The sequence below is a fragment of the Halomonas sp. AOP13-D3-9 genome (genome assembly GCF_052379125.1).
Taxonomy (GTDB): domain Bacteria; phylum Pseudomonadota; class Gammaproteobacteria; order Pseudomonadales; family Halomonadaceae; genus Vreelandella.
Genome location: NZ_JBQSYH010000002.1, coordinates 308,664 through 322,705, shown reverse-complemented (window position 1 = coordinate 322,705; position 14,042 = coordinate 308,664). Strand labels below are relative to the sequence as shown.

The 14,042-nt window shown below is 52.6% G+C and carries 14 protein-coding genes; 3 read left to right on the top strand and 11 right to left on the bottom strand.

Annotation, left to right across the window (positions count from 1 at the left end; genetic code table 11):
* From fliO to fliF, 10 genes are all read right to left on the bottom strand, one after another.
* Positions 1–438 (bottom strand): flagellar biosynthetic protein FliO, encoded by a 438-nt coding sequence (fliO, locus tag ACT3UM_RS03640; protein ID WP_498896189.1) that lies wholly within the window; start codon positions 436–438, stop codon positions 1–3.
* Complete coding sequence (fliN, locus tag ACT3UM_RS03635; RefSeq protein ID WP_498896187.1) at positions 435–1,025, bottom strand: flagellar motor switch protein FliN; 591 nt, start codon at positions 1,023–1,025, stop codon at positions 435–437. Before fliN ends, fliO begins: the two co-directional genes overlap by 4 nt.
* Positions 1,022–2,077: a flagellar motor switch protein FliM gene (gene fliM / locus ACT3UM_RS03630; RefSeq protein ID WP_498896185.1), complete on the bottom strand. Its 1,056-nt coding sequence runs from the start codon at positions 2,075–2,077 to the stop codon at positions 1,022–1,024. The genes fliN and fliM overlap by 4 nt, the downstream gene beginning before the upstream one ends.
* A 21-nt stretch (positions 2,078–2,098) precedes the next feature.
* Positions 2,099–2,575: a flagellar basal body-associated protein FliL gene (gene fliL, locus ACT3UM_RS03625; protein ID WP_498896183.1), complete on the bottom strand. Its 477-nt coding sequence runs from the start codon at positions 2,573–2,575 to the stop codon at positions 2,099–2,101.
* A 183-nt stretch (positions 2,576–2,758) separates the two neighbouring features.
* On the bottom strand, positions 2,759–4,987 hold the full coding sequence (locus ACT3UM_RS03620) for a flagellar hook-length control protein FliK (RefSeq protein ID WP_498896181.1): 2,229 nt from the start codon (positions 4,985–4,987) through the stop codon (positions 2,759–2,761).
* 19 nt (positions 4,988–5,006) lie between these two features.
* Positions 5,007–5,459, bottom strand: coding sequence for a flagellar export protein FliJ (fliJ, locus tag ACT3UM_RS03615; protein WP_498896179.1), 453 nt, complete (start codon positions 5,457–5,459; stop codon positions 5,007–5,009).
* Positions 5,456–6,850, bottom strand: a complete 1,395-nt coding sequence (fliI, locus tag ACT3UM_RS03610; protein ID WP_498896177.1) for a flagellar protein export ATPase FliI — start codon at positions 6,848–6,850, stop codon at positions 5,456–5,458. The genes fliJ and fliI overlap by 4 nt, the downstream gene beginning before the upstream one ends.
* Before the next feature lie 11 nt (positions 6,851–6,861).
* Positions 6,862–7,638, bottom strand: coding sequence for a flagellar assembly protein FliH (locus ACT3UM_RS03605; RefSeq protein WP_498896175.1), 777 nt, complete (start codon positions 7,636–7,638; stop codon positions 6,862–6,864).
* Complete coding sequence (gene fliG / locus ACT3UM_RS03600) at positions 7,631–8,638, bottom strand: flagellar motor switch protein FliG (RefSeq protein ID WP_035582554.1); 1,008 nt, start codon at positions 8,636–8,638, stop codon at positions 7,631–7,633. Before fliG ends, ACT3UM_RS03605 begins: the two co-directional genes overlap by 8 nt.
* Positions 8,631–10,421, bottom strand: coding sequence for a flagellar basal-body MS-ring/collar protein FliF (gene fliF, locus ACT3UM_RS03595; RefSeq protein WP_498896173.1), 1,791 nt, complete (start codon positions 10,419–10,421; stop codon positions 8,631–8,633). Before fliF ends, fliG begins: the two co-directional genes overlap by 8 nt.
* 255 nt (positions 10,422–10,676) lie before the next feature.
* On the opposite strand from fliF, the gene fliE reads away from it, so the two are divergent.
* Positions 10,677–11,009, top strand: coding sequence for a flagellar hook-basal body complex protein FliE (gene fliE, locus ACT3UM_RS03590; RefSeq protein WP_498896171.1), 333 nt, complete (start codon positions 10,677–10,679; stop codon positions 11,007–11,009).
* A 25-nt stretch (positions 11,010–11,034) separates the two neighbouring features.
* On the opposite strand, the gene ACT3UM_RS03585 is transcribed toward fliE, so the two are convergent.
* Positions 11,035–11,400 carry a flagellar protein FlaG gene (locus ACT3UM_RS03585; RefSeq protein WP_498896169.1) on the bottom strand — a complete coding sequence of 122 codons (366 nt, stop codon included), beginning with the start codon at positions 11,398–11,400 and terminating at the stop codon, positions 11,035–11,037.
* A gap of 339 nt (positions 11,401–11,739) precedes the next feature.
* Between ACT3UM_RS03585 and ACT3UM_RS03580 the strand changes: the two genes are divergently transcribed.
* Complete coding sequence (locus tag ACT3UM_RS03580) at positions 11,740–13,428, top strand: HD domain-containing phosphohydrolase (RefSeq protein ID WP_498896167.1); 1,689 nt, start codon at positions 11,740–11,742, stop codon at positions 13,426–13,428.
* Between the two features lie 192 nt (positions 13,429–13,620).
* Positions 13,621–14,037, top strand: coding sequence for a flagellar export chaperone FliS (gene fliS, locus ACT3UM_RS03575; protein ID WP_498896165.1), 417 nt, complete (start codon positions 13,621–13,623; stop codon positions 14,035–14,037).
* Positions 14,038–14,042: the final 5 nt, after the last annotated feature.

The following is a 14,042-nucleotide window of genomic DNA, read 5'->3' as shown; positions in this document are numbered from 1 at the left end:
TCATGGCGTCTGATGTGGATCGGAGGGCGCGGATGAGTCACTGCGACGGGTAGCGGCCAGCGCTTTTGATAGACGCTGGGAAAAGCGAGATGAATGGGGCGTCGTTGGCGTGCGGTTTTCGGGGGCTGGACGCTCGTGCAATTTAGTAATTTGGCCGCCTCCCACGCCAACCACCAACCAGGTATCTTCCACCTCAACAATGACGACACGCTCACGATTGCCCACAGCAGTACTGCCCACAACGCGAAGGTGTGCGCCATGGCGAGTGGTATGGTTGCTCCAGCGCTTTAAAAGCGCCGTGCAGATTAAAATAATCGCAACAACGAGAGCCAAAGCCGCGGCTGTTTTGCCTAAAACGGCCATGCCTATCAATGCTTCACCACCGTTATTTAGTGCATCGATTGAACCGTTCTGCGTGGAAGAGGTTGCAACGCTCATCGGTTCAATTTATGAATACGTTCAGAAGGTGTGATGATTTCAGTAATACGAATACCGTACTTATCTTCGATGACGACGACTTCGCCTTGAGCAATCAAGTAGCCATTAATTAATATATCCATCGGCTCACCGGCGAGGCCTTCAAGCTCAATGACGGAGCCTTGGGCTAACTCCAGCAGCTGCTTAATGGTTAGCTTTGTACGGCCTAGCTCCACGGTGAGTTTCACCGGGATATCCATAATCATTTCTAGTTCGCGTGCCTGCGCGGAGCCACTGTCCGGGCTTAATGGGCGGAAGACATCGTCACTCGCCGCTTTAGCGGTTGGTGCCTTACGCTCTGGCTCTGATGCTTGTTGTTCACTTTCTTCAACGGCCTCTTGCTCGGCCATAGCAGATGCCCAGGGATCTTCCTCTTCGCCAGCATCAATATCTGAAGAAGCCTCTTCTTGCTCCGCCATAGCGGCTGCCCAGGGATCTTCCTCGTCACTAGCGGCATCGGCACTTGAAGAAGTTTCTTCCTGCTCAGACATGGCATCCGCTGAATCATCGTCATTGACGTTATGATCAGGCTTGTTGGGATCAGTCATGCTTTGGATTCCTTTGCTTTCTGTCGCGTAGACCCTTTAGTAAAGTCCTTGGACGATGCGTTATTCATAGCGGCATGGTCAATCATGTGTAACACACGCAGTGCATGCTGCTGGCGTTGACTACCGTATTCACACTCCATGACTGGCACTCCGTCAACGCTTGCTGTGATAGAGCTCGGAATGTCTAACGGTAGCACGTCGCCTTTCTTTAACCCCATGACATGGGCGATACGACTAGGTATTTGCGCAAATTCAGCGATTAACTCAACTTCTGATTGACGCAACTCACTCGCCATACGGCGTGACCAACTGCCGTCCTGATCGTGGTTGCTATCATTGATCGGGTTAGCCAGTAAATCGCGCAACGGCTCGATCATGGCGTAAGGCATGCATATCTGAAAATTGCTTGATAGGTTGCCAACCTCGATATTGAACTTGGTATTCACCACAATCTCATTGGGCGAATTGGTGATGTTGGCGAACTTTGACTGCACCTCTGAGCGCAAAAAGCTAATATCCAGAGGATAAACGACTTTCCAGGCCTCTTGGTAAGCATCAATGGCGAGATTAAGCAGGCGCTGGATAATACGCTGTTCAGTATTCGTGAACTCTCGACCGTCCGATTTAGTGACAAAGCGACCGTCTCCACCAAAAAGATTATCAACTACCATAAACACGAGATTGGGGGGAAATACTACGAGCGCTGAACCACGCAGTGGCTTCATTGACACGATATTTAGGTTTGTCGGCACGGGGACATTCCGTGAGAATTCGCTAAAGCTTTGATAGCGAACTGACTCGACGGTAATGTCCGCGCTACGCCGTAACAGGTTGAATAGACCATTACGAAAATAGCGTGCGAAGCGCTCGTTGATAAAATCCAGTGCATGAAGACGCTCGCGAATAACGCGATGCTGTGTCGACGGATCGTATGGCCGAATCCGTACTTCTTCTGACGTTTGGGAAGATGAAGCCGATGGTTCATCGTCTCCGCTAACACCCTTTAGCAGGGCATCAATTTCTTCCTGGGACAGTAGATCGTCCTGTGACATGAACGGCTCCAGTTCCCGGGGTTATTGCACGATAAATTCGGTGAATAAAACTTCACGTAAATCAAGTGGCGGCTGATTTTCTGTCAGTGGTACGCTCAGGCGATCAACGATCGCTCGGGCAAGCTGCTGCTTACCTTCAGAGGAGGTAAGCTCATCAGCCTGCTTGCCAGATAGCAGCATCAGCAAACGGCTGCGCACCTGGGGCATGTGCTCTTCTAGAATCGCTTTACTTTCCTCATCTCCCACACGTAAAGTCAAGCCGGTATAAAGTAATCGCGAGCCATAACTGTCATCGGCAAGATTGACAGTAAAGGGTTCAATTCGCATGAAAATAGGCGATTCGCGCTCCATTGTCTGCTGTATTTCTGCATCTTCTGAACCGTCATCACGTTGATCCATTACCATATAAATAGCTGCCGCTGCGCCTGCTGATGACAGCAAGACTAGGATAATCATTATCCAGAGCAGTTTTTTTGACCCGCCACTTTTTTCTGCCATTTGCGATTCCTGTGAACTCCATGCGTATCACTAGCAAGGTATTATGCCTAAAGCGCATGCTGGTGATGAAATGAACAGGCTTATTTGGCAAGCCTATCTTTTGGTTTAGCGATCTTATGTGCGTATTTATTTGCTGAGTTCTGTCGTTGTACCAGAATGATCAGGCAAATTCAGGCGCCACGGCTAAGCATAAAGGTCGACTCTTCCGTCCAGTAGCAGCGAGCTGCTTTCAGTGCGCTGAGCTGGTACTTCACCCGAATCGATTCCACCGTTGTCACTACCGCTACCAGTACCTTGTTTGCCACCTGATTGGGCAAACGCCTGAGCATTAGGGTCGCCTTGTTCGCCAACCGATGTCTCACCTAGCGATATGCCTTGCTCAGCCAGCGCTTCCCTTAGCTGGGGAATTGCTTGTTCGAGTACTTGCCTCACCTGTGCATGAGCTGACAAAAAGTGAGCCTGGGCCCCTTGCTCGCCAAATTTCAATGAGATAGAGAGAGGGCCCAACTCCGCCGGATTAAGCTGCATCTGGACATGCTGCTCGCCACCGCGCTGAGAAATCTGCACCAGCTGTTGGCTTAGCTGTTGTGGCCAGGCGGGGTTTGTCAAGGGCGTTGATAAGGTCGCTGGTGTCGGTGTGACGGTCGGAGCAAAATTTTGACCTTGTGAGGATTGTGTCAATGAACCGCTGTTGCTTAACGAGAAACCTGTGATCAAGTGCTCACTGGTCGGATTACCTTTAGAAGATGCCTCTGAAGTCAGTAAAGCACCGATAAGTGCCTCACTGCTAATCTGTGATGCTGCTCCGACGGGATTAATCTGTGGAGTTGCAGCAGTGGTGTTAACTTGAGCAATGAAATTGTCAGGCTGTGGCCTTGTGGCTGTCTGGAGCTCGAGGGCAGGCGAACGGGCATTGGCTAGATTGGCCGTATTAATAGGCAAACTCTGAGCCCCCTGTTGCTGTACTACCACGGTATTGAGCGCGGAAACAAGTTGCGCTGCTTCCGTTTGATCAATATTTAGTTGTTCAGCAAGAGCTTCCAATGTTGCTGAGTCGATAGGCTGCGCAGACCCGCTCGTATTCATGCTTAGCTGTTGGGTGATCGCCTTGAGTGCAGTCGTATCGACCAGCTTTGCGGCTTCTGGCTGGGTAATATTCAGCTGTCCAGCAGGAGCTTCCAGTGCCCCTGAGTCGATAGGCTGCGTGGCCCCGTTCTTATTCACGCTTAGCTGTTGGCCGATTGCCTCGAGAGCCGTCGTATCGACTAGCTGTGCAGCTTCTGGTTGAGTAATACCTAGCTGTTCAGCGATAGCTTTCAGCGCGGCTGGATCGATAGGTTGCAATAACCCACTCCGATTTATGCTTAGATGTTGTGCGATCGCCTTGAGTGCAGTCGTATCGACCAGCTTTGCGGCTTCTGGCTGGGTAATATTCAGCTGTCCAGCAGGAGCTTCCAGTGCCCCTGAGTCGATAGGCTGCGTGGCCCCGTTCTTATTCACGCTTAGCTGTTGGCCGATTGCCTCGAGAGCCGTCGTATCGACTAGCTGTGCAGCTTCTGGTTGAGTAATACCTAGCTGTTCAGCGATAGCTTTCAGCGCGGCTGGATCGATAGGTTGCAATAACCCACTCCGATTTATGCTTAGATGTTGTGCGATCGCCTTGAGTGCAGTCGTATCGACCAGCTTTGCGGCTTCTGGCTGGGTAATATTCAGCTGTCCAGCAGGAGCTTCCAGTGCCCCTGAGTCGATAGGCTGCGTGGCCCCGTTCTTATTCACGCTTAGCTGTTGGCCGATTGCCTCGAGAGCCGTCGTATCGACTAGCTGTGCAGCTTCTGGTTGAGTAATACCTAGCTGTTCAGCGATAGCTTTCAGCGCGGCTGGATCGATAGGTTGCTCTGGATAGTTCGTTCTGATATCCAACTGCTCCGAAATCAACCGCAGTGAATCTGAATCGGTTAGCTGTTCTGCTTTTAGTGACGTTTTGCTATCAGAAAAGGAAGCCATAAGTGCAAGACGGCCAGCAATTTCGGCAAGAGGCGTTGAGGCCTCTTCTCCATTAAGTTCTGGCGTGTCCGCATTGATGTCTGAGTTCGGCAGTTGCAGCTGAGCCAATAGTTCAGATAAGTCGCTCTCACTGACATCAAGTCTCAGTGTTTCGAGGGCGGCGCTCAAATTTTCAACGTCGACTTCGTGTGATAAAAGAGTGCCGAGCGCATTGAACTGTGCTTGCGGCAAGGGTGCCTGGGAGGCACTAGCTTGACTTAACGCTGGTACGGGCAAGCGCTGAGTATCAGACGCTTGTAGCAGCGTTTGATGAAATAAGCCGTTGGCTGAGTCTTGTCGGCTAAAAGCACCTTGAGACTGCGTCTGAGGTGAACTTTGGCTTACCGAAAGCAACTGGTGAATATTCATATTCAGTTTCCTGGCACCGCTAACGCGGAGCGTCTTTATGCTGACGAGCCAAGCGGCTTGTCACTAGATCATCATTGGTTTTTTGTTCCTGACGCTCACTGCGGCGGTGTTCTTCTAACAGGCGACGCGATGTCAGTGTATCGTAGGAAGATAGCTTTCGCTGTTCTTGTTGCCAGTTCTTTTTACTCTGTTCAACGCTTGCCTTTTGAGACGCTAGCGCTTGACGTGCTCGGCTTAGGGCCGCGTCCAAAGAGGCTAAGAACTGCTGATAGTTGTACATAGTGGCAGGGTCAATGCCATCACGCATCGCTTTCTGCAAGCGCTCGGCGTACTCCGCCCGATAGCTCAGTAGCGACTGTAACTGAGCAGTCGTTTGTTGCTCCGTTTGTCGCTCTTGCGCCAGTACTTTACCTGCTTGGTCGCGGGCGCCTCTGGCTAAGTCGGTTAACATTTCGAGTTGGGAAGTACTCATGCGCGTCCTCCTACCAGTGCATGCAGCGCTTGGCGAGCATCGGCAAGCGTTGCACACTCTTCAATATTCTGTTGCAGGAAGTTTTCTAACGATGGAAAGCGTTTCACTGCCTCATCAAGCTGTGGGTCATGACCTGGGCTGTAGGCCCCCACGCTGATAAGGTCCCGGTTACGCTGATAGCGCGAGAACAGCTGCTTGAAGACCCGTGCTTCCTGAAGCTGCTCGGATGAGGTAATGGATGTCATCGCACGGCTAATCGAGGCTTCAATATCGATGGCCGGATAATGTCCGGCTTCCGCTAATGTTCTCGACAGTACGATGTGCCCATCTAGAATGGCGCGAGCAGAGTCGGCAATAGGATCCTGTTGGTCATCGCCTTCTGTTAGCACGGTATAAAACGCCGTAATGGAGCCTCCGCCACGCTCGGCGTTACCTGCTCGCTCCACAAGGCCAGGCAGTTTAGCAAACACCGAGGGTGGATAGCCTTTTGTAGCGGGTGGTTCACCAATCGCTAGGGCAATTTCGCGCTGCGCCATGGCATAGCGTGTCAGTGAGTCCATAATCAGCAGGACATCGCGACCTTCGTCACGGAAGCCTTCCGCCAGACGTGTCGCATAAGCGGCACCCTGCAGACGCTGTAGCGGTGACGTGTCAGCGGGAGCAGCGACGACAACAGCACGACGTCGACCCTCAGGGCCCAAAATGTTATCGATAAAGTCCTGTACTTCACGGCCCCGCTCACCAATTAAGCCAACCACAATCACGTCGGCTTTGGTGTAACGTGCCATCATGCCTAGCAGCACTGATTTACCTACCCCTGAGCCTGCAAACAGCCCCATTCGCTGACCTCGCCCCACGCAAAGCAGGGCATTAATCGCGCGAATGCCGACGTCAATTTGTGAATCGATCGGCGCGCGTGAAAGCGGGTTAAGTGGCGGTGAGCTAAGTGTTGCCCGGGGTATCTCATCAATACTTTCACGATCATCAAGCGGGTTGCCGTTGCCATCCAGCACCCGACCTAGCAGGCTTTCACCCATAGGGAAGCGACGAGCACTGTTGCTGCCGCTTTCATCCAGTGGTGCAACGCGAGCACCAGGCATGAGTCCTACGACCTCTTCCAGGGGCATCAGAAATAATTTGTCGCCAGAAAAACCCACGACCTCCGCTTCGGCATGTTTGCCGCCGTCGGATAAGCGGCCGTCGCTGCCCGGTAACTCAATTCGACAGGCGCTACCCACGGCAACGCGCAGCCCTACCACCTCAATGACCATCCCCGTCGCGCGAATGACGCGGCCGCTGTTGCGGTAGCGCGGCAGGTGGCTGACACGCTGCTGCGTGCGTCGCAATGCCTTATTCCAGCGATGTCGATGAGGACAGGTGGTATCTGCCATAGCGTATCCGCCTAGGATGAAGGAACGTTAGAAGAGGGAGGGGAGTTAAGGCCGCGTTTGCGTGATTGGGCTTGAATGGCATGCCACCGGCTTTCGAAGGTCGCGTCAATTTCACCCTGGGCACTGGTTACCCGACAGCCTCCGCGGGCAAGCTGATCATCAGGCTGCAGTTTCCAGTTGGCGGCTCTAAGCTCATTGCCTAAGTGCTCTTCTACCAGCGTGTGGTCATCGGGGTTGAGCCAAAGACGCTGCTGTCCCACCAAAGGAGGCTCGGTGTGCAAAAGTTCTCGAACAATCACCAAAATTTGTTCAGGCGTGTCCTGCAAGGCATCGCTAGCAAGCTGTCGGCCGGTGGCTAGTGCTAGCTCAACAAGGTCATAGGCGATGGTGTCATCAATACGTTCAAGTGCATCTGAAAACTGCTTGCCTAATGTTTCCAACGGCGCAATGGTCTTGCGAATTTGTGCTTCTAGCTCGGTTTTTGCCTGCTCAGCAGCTTCCGCTAAACCCTTTTCGAGTCCCTCTTTGCGGCCCTGCTCAAAGCCTGCGTTATACCCCTCTTTTTCGGCTTGCTGACGAATACGTTCGTGCAGCGCCTGGCGCTCACTCTCTTCACGCTTGCGAGCTTGATCGGCAGCTTTTTGTGCCGCCTGCACCTTGCGCTGGTGGGCCGTAGATACTTCGCCATCAGCGGCGTGGCTGCTCTGCGTGGTTGCTAGCTCTTCCATTTGCCAGCGACGCCAATCCCCATGGCGATCAAATTTAGGTGAATGATGAGTACTAGACATACTCGTCGTCTCCACCCGCCAAGACGATTTCACCTGAATCAGCTAAACGCCTTACAACCTGCAAGATAGCCTTCTGCTCGGTTTCAACTTGAGAGACACGGATAGGGCCGCGGGCTTCCATATCTTCGCGAACTAAATCGGCAGCACGCTGTGACATATTGCGTAGGAACTTGTCCACCAAGGCGTCCTGCGCCCCTTTGAGAGCCACCACCAGAGAATTGGTCTCGACTTCTTGCAGCACCATTTGAATGGCGCGGTTGTCGAGGTCCAGCAGATTCTCGAACAAGAACATTTCGTCGATAATTTTCTGGGCCAAATCTTCGCTATGCGCACGCACGGTCTCAATGGCGGTTTCCTCCTGGGAGGAGTTCATCAAGTTGAGAATCTCGGCAGCCGTTCTTACGCCGCCCATTTTGCTGCGTTTAAGGTTCTGACCGTCCAGCATGCTGGTCAGTACTTCGGTCAACTCTTGTAGCGCGGCAGGCTGAACGCCGCTGAAAGTAGCGATGCGCAGCACCACATCATTACGCAGCTTTTCTTCAAATAGTTCCAGAATATCGGACGCTTGATGACGATCCAGGTGAACCAGGATCGTCGCAATAATTTGCGGGTGTTCGTCGCGAATGAGCTCGGACACCATGGAGGCTTCCATGAGGTTGAGGGCATCGATACCTGAGTTATTACCCGTTGTTTCGAGAATATCTTCAATCAGGCTGGTCGCGCGTTCGCTGCCCAGCGCTTTGGTTAACACCGAGCGAATGTGATCGCTGGAGTTAAGATTCAGCGCTACAAACTCTTCGGTCTCTTTATGGAACGCTTCGAGCACCGCCTTCATATCGTCATGGGAGACCTGGTTCAGCCGAGCCATCTCCATACTAATTTCTTGCACCTCAGCGGCGCCGAGGTATTTAAACACCTCAGCGGCACTGTCTTCATCGAGTGCAAGCAATAAGACAGCGCTCTTGCGAGCACCGCTCATTTCAGCAATTGAACTACTCATTAGCATTCATCCAGCTACGAATGATCATGGCGACCATGCGTGGGTCTTCCTGAGCCATTTCACGCAGGTCGTTGAGGTTATGTTCGTAAAGTGATGTTTTACGTTTCCGCTTCGGTTTGGCGTAGGTTTCATCGCTCTCGTCACCCGCTTCTTCACCTTCCTCGTCTTCATCGCCCCCGACGCTAGCGGCCAGCGTGCCACCGGGCGTGGCTGCGGCCATAACCGGTGTTTGGGTGTAGCGCTTAATTAGCGGGCGCAAAATCAGCAGGTAGAGTAAGAGAATAGCCAGGGCAACCAGTAGGTAGCGACCCACAGTGGCAGCCATTGAAAGAATGCTGGGGTCTTTCCACCACTCGACATCCGAGGTTTCCTCAGCGCTGCGTGCGAAGGGAGAGTTGACGACTTCAACTTCATCGCCGCGCAGCTGTGAGAACCCCATTGCTTGGCGAACGAGGCGCTCAATTTGAGCCACTTCATTGTCCGTTAGAGCGACATCAACCCATTCGCCTTCATCGTTCATTTCCGTTCGGTAGTTCACAACTACCGCAGCGGATAGCCTTTCTATCTGGCCAAGACGGTGTTGCACATGCTCGATGCTACGGTCAACTTCGTAGTTGATAACGTCGTCTTGACGCAAGTTGCGTAACGCTTCAGGAGTCGCATCTTCTTGCTGGTCAGCATCCTCTTCATCACCTTCCGGCTGGTTGATAGGAGAGGGCATCGTGCCCGGTGGCGTATTGCTTAACGCGCCTGGAATGCCTGTGGCCAATGGGTCTTCACCGTCAAACGCAAGGCTTAGCTGGCGGCTACGTACGGCGGCTTCGTTAGGCGGCTGGTTGGGCCCGTAACGCTCAGAGGTTTGCTCGCGCCGCGAGAAATCGATCTGTGCAGCAACTTGGGCACGCACGTTATCGCGACCCAAAATGGGCGTTAGAATATGCTCGATGCGTTGCTGGTAAGAGCGCTCAACCTCGGCAATATAATCAAGCTGCGAGCCATCCAGGTCATTGCCGTTGCTTGTCTCGGCAGACAGCAGTCGACCATCCTGATTAACCACGGTGACATCTTCAGCGGCTAGGTCAGGCACGCTGCCCGAAACCATATGGACGATCGCGCTGACCTGCCCTTCACCCAAAACACGGCCAGGTAAAAGAGTCAGCACAACGGACGCTTTGGCTGGTTCACGATCACGAATAAAAACCGATGGCTTGGCCATGGATAGGTGAACTCTCACCCCTTCCACTGGTCCCAGCGATTCAATTGAGCGCGCAAGCTCACCTTCCAAGCCCCGCTGATAATTAATCTGCTCAGCAAACTGGCTAATCCCAAACGCTTGGCTATCCATTAACTCCAGACCAAGATTACCGCCGCGAGGGAGGCCTTGCTCAGCAAGCTGTAGGCGCAGGGTGTGGACTTGGTTGCTAGGCACCATTAACGCATGGCCACCTTCACTGAACTGATAAGGGATGCCGCGGGTATCCAGTTCATTGATAATGCTGCCACCATCAGCTTCACTTAGGTTGCTGTAAAGCACACGGTACTCAGGGCTGCTGGCCCACATAAAGAGAGCCGCCACAATAGCAATTGAGGCGGCACCAGCGATAAGCAGTGCAACGAGAGGGTTGCTACGCAGCTGCTTCAGCGTTCGCTCGAACGTCGAGCCGTTGGCGGTATCGCGTTCAGCATTTCCACTACCTGTGCTTCCACTATTGATATTTCCACTGCGGGGAGCGGCTTGATTCGTACTGTTTTGACGGCCTGCCGTTGCACCAGTTTCGCTCATGCGACCCTCCAGAGGGGCAGGCTAAGCTGGCGTCGGCCCAGGCGCATCACCAAAGAAGGCATAGGCTATATCCGTCAATCGCGGTTATCCGCCTAAAAGATGAGGCGGAATTGTGATGACCGCCATTATCCGGTGACTAGTCGAGCCTAAAGGAACGATAAGCTTCGCTTTTTATGCGCATTTGTCCGTATGAGGCGGGCTACTTTGGTGTTAGGCTTTTCATATTAGATATTTTTTGTTAATTGAGGTGAGCGTATGAGTACTCCCGCAATACAGGCTGCGCTACAGCAAATGCAAGGCATGGCAACCCAGGCGGCATCCACCCAGCCCCTTAGCGGTGCCCAGGCGTCAGCAGCAGTCGGTCAGGGAGGTTTTGGGAGTGAGCTTCAGGCCTCGATTCAGCGTATTAACCGGCTTCAACAAACGGCTAATAGTCAGGCGATGGCCTTTCAGGCAGGTGATCCCAATTTGCAGCTCAATGACGTGATGGTCGACATGCAGAAGGCTAGCGTTGCTTTTCAAATGGGGCTTCAGGTTCGCAACCGCTTAGTTTCTGCATATCGTGATGTTATGAACATGCAGGTTTAGACTTTTCGGCCTCAAGCCTCAAGCCTCAAGCCTCAATGGAAATTATTCGTCCGTTCATTTCTTCTAGTCGCTCGGCAATGTCGATTATTTCTTCTGCTGGTATCTGGCGTATGACCTCTCCAGACTCTCTATCAATAACCCGCGTAATCACGCGTGAGGTTGCTTCGCTTAATTCGAATTCTAAACCATGTGGGCGCATTATCTCATTAATACGATGAATGGGTTGAACGAGCTCGTTAGCAGAGGTTTCCCGCTCGGTGGTATCTGTGCTTTTAAGCTGAGTGTTCGTTGGGGCTAGCTGAGCCAGTGTGTTGTCTAGCCGCTGACGTGGGTTTAAGTGGGTTAGAGCCGATGACAGCGTTGGTATTACTTCGGTGGGTAGTGAGCTCATGGGGCACGTTCCTCTTTGTAAAGTATAAATAGCTCTGGCAGCCAATTGTGGTGCAACAGCGTGGGACGGCAGCCATAACTCGGATTTTTACTTATCAACAAATACCTCTAAGTCATTATCGGCAGGATGTGACAAAACTTTACTCTTACAGTTGTGGCGTTACTTTTATCGTTGGTGACACTGGCACTAAAACCTCTGATCCCCGTCTACTCTTTACTATAGCCCGCCTAATAAGAATGAGAATAGTGTATTTTTGTGCATACGCCGCGCTGTTGGTATCTGATATGCTTCTACGCTTTGCGGTGAACCAATTAACGCATAAGAGTAAGTGAGGCGAGAATGGTAGTGCAGCAGGATGAGTTTGAAACAATAGCAAGTACAACGGTGATCGAGTCTCTGCTGAACACCCTGATCGAAACGGGGGGTGTGTCGCTCTGCCTTGACACGGCTGAGGCGCGTCCGGAGCCGATTGTCTTGATGGAACAGCACCTGGGTCAAACGCTGGTGATGGATCTCTCCTCTATTGACTATTTGCTCCACCGCTTGCAAGACGGCGCTGCGTTCTACTTGCGTGGTCAGGCGCAGGGCAAAGTGGTGCAAACGCCGCTACTGCACCTCACTGAGACGCGTCAGGCTGGTGGACGCTTTTTGTGTTGCAGTGACTATCCCCAATCTCTGGAGGTGCTGCAGCGCCGTGAGTCTTTTCGTGCTGAGCTGCGCATGGGGATGGTGGTGTCAGCAGGCCTCTATAATGGCGATACTGAGATTGAGGGTGAGTTGCGGGATCTTTCCCAGGACGGCTGCCAGCTTGAATTGCCATTGGCGGCAAGCGGCCTATTGGCAGCGACCTCTAGTTCCCTGAAGTTAGTATTTACCTTCCCCGATGGCACTTACTTTGAAGTGCTTGGGGACGCTCGCCATCAAAAAACTGACGCTGAGCGCCATCTGCTGCGCGTCGGCTTTAGCTTTGTTGGGTGTAGTGCGGAGCAAGAGCGGCAGATTTGGTATTTCGTGTGTGAGATAGAGCGTGAAGCGGCCCGCTATAAAAAAGAAGAGCAGGGAGAGCGCCAGCCCTCACCGCTATTTGCGTTGGCCAATAAGCGTTCTGGTGCCGGAGAGCTACTTGGCCGACGTGATATCAAGCGCTATGCGACCCCCATGGCGCGTCGATTGGTAAAAGTGGCCGCCTACCTGGATGCACAGCTACTGTCGTTACAGCAAGGTAGCGATATCGAAGGGCGTCAGCTCTCCCGCTATGCTGATCGTATATTGGAGCTTCACGAAGAGGATCGTGAATCGCTGCTATTCGCATCACGCTGCTTATCCCCAGAGCCTTTGATAGTGCGCCACGGTATTGCCGTTGCCGTTCATTTACTTGATTTTGTGGGTGCCAGCATGCCCCGGGATTTGCGTAAGGCGATAGTGGCTAGCGGTCTCATTCATGATCTTGGCAAAGCGCTAGTTCCTCAAGTGCTGTTTAAGGCGCCGCATTTTGAAGCGAGTCATCGCCAAGCTATCAGTGAGCATGTTCAATTGCTGCTTGATCGTTTGCATGGCTGCCAGTGGTTGTCGGCGGGTGTTGTTCAGGCAGTGATTGGCGGTATTAATGAGCGTATGGATGGCAGCGGTTATCCTGGAGGCTTGAGTGGAGCTGATCTTAACGAGTTAGCCAAAGCCAGTGCTATTGTCGATGTGGTCGAGGCAATGCGTCGCGATCGCGCTGACCGTCCAGCGAAAACCGTCCAGCAAATTTACCGCCATTTATTACAGAATCCACACCAATTTGATATGCGCTGGATTAAGCGTTATATCGAGCACTTTAAAGGCCTGCCGGTGGGCTCGCTGGCGCGTTTTTCCAGCCAGCAGCAGGGCTGGGTGTTGCGCATCGACGCTAAAGGCAATCCTATCGAGGTACTGCTTGCGCCGCAGGTAGAGCCGCCTATGCGTGACAATGTGGGAGTGATCGTGCGCAATAATATTACTGAACGGCTTGGGCGAACTGTTAGCGAGATTGCCGTGTCTACTTGAGGAGAGGGTGTTAATGCGTGATAAGCCGCTAGTGAATACCATCACTAGCGCTGAAAAAAAGCGCTGTAAGCCATTAAAGTCCCCTAGGATCGCGCCGATAGATACTGATAGTGCAGTTTGTTTTTGTCTTTTAATATTCGTGGTTTCACCCTGCTTAGGGTGAGCATAAAGCCACGCAAAGGAGTTCCGCTTATGACTTACTCTCGCGGTGGCGCCGCTTATGGGCGGGGAGCTAACGCTTATGCGCGTGTCGGCGTAGAAAGCGGGGTGATGTCGGCAGACCCTCATCAGCTTATTGTGATGTTGTTTGAGGGCGCTCAGGCCGCTATACGTGCTGCGCGTATTCATATCCAAGCGGGCAATACGGCCGAGAAAGGCAAGTCGATATCGAAAGCGCTGGATATCGTTAATAACGGCCTCGCCGCTGCTCTTGATCAAGAGCAGGGCGGTGAGATTGCCGAGCGCTTAGCATCGCTTTATGACTATATTGCCCGTCTGCTATTGACGGCGAATCTGCGTAACGATGAAGAAAGCTTAACTCAGGCCGAGCACTTGCTCGAAGATATCGCCTCTGCGTGGCGTGATATTGGCCAACAGCAGAGCGCGTGAGGCAA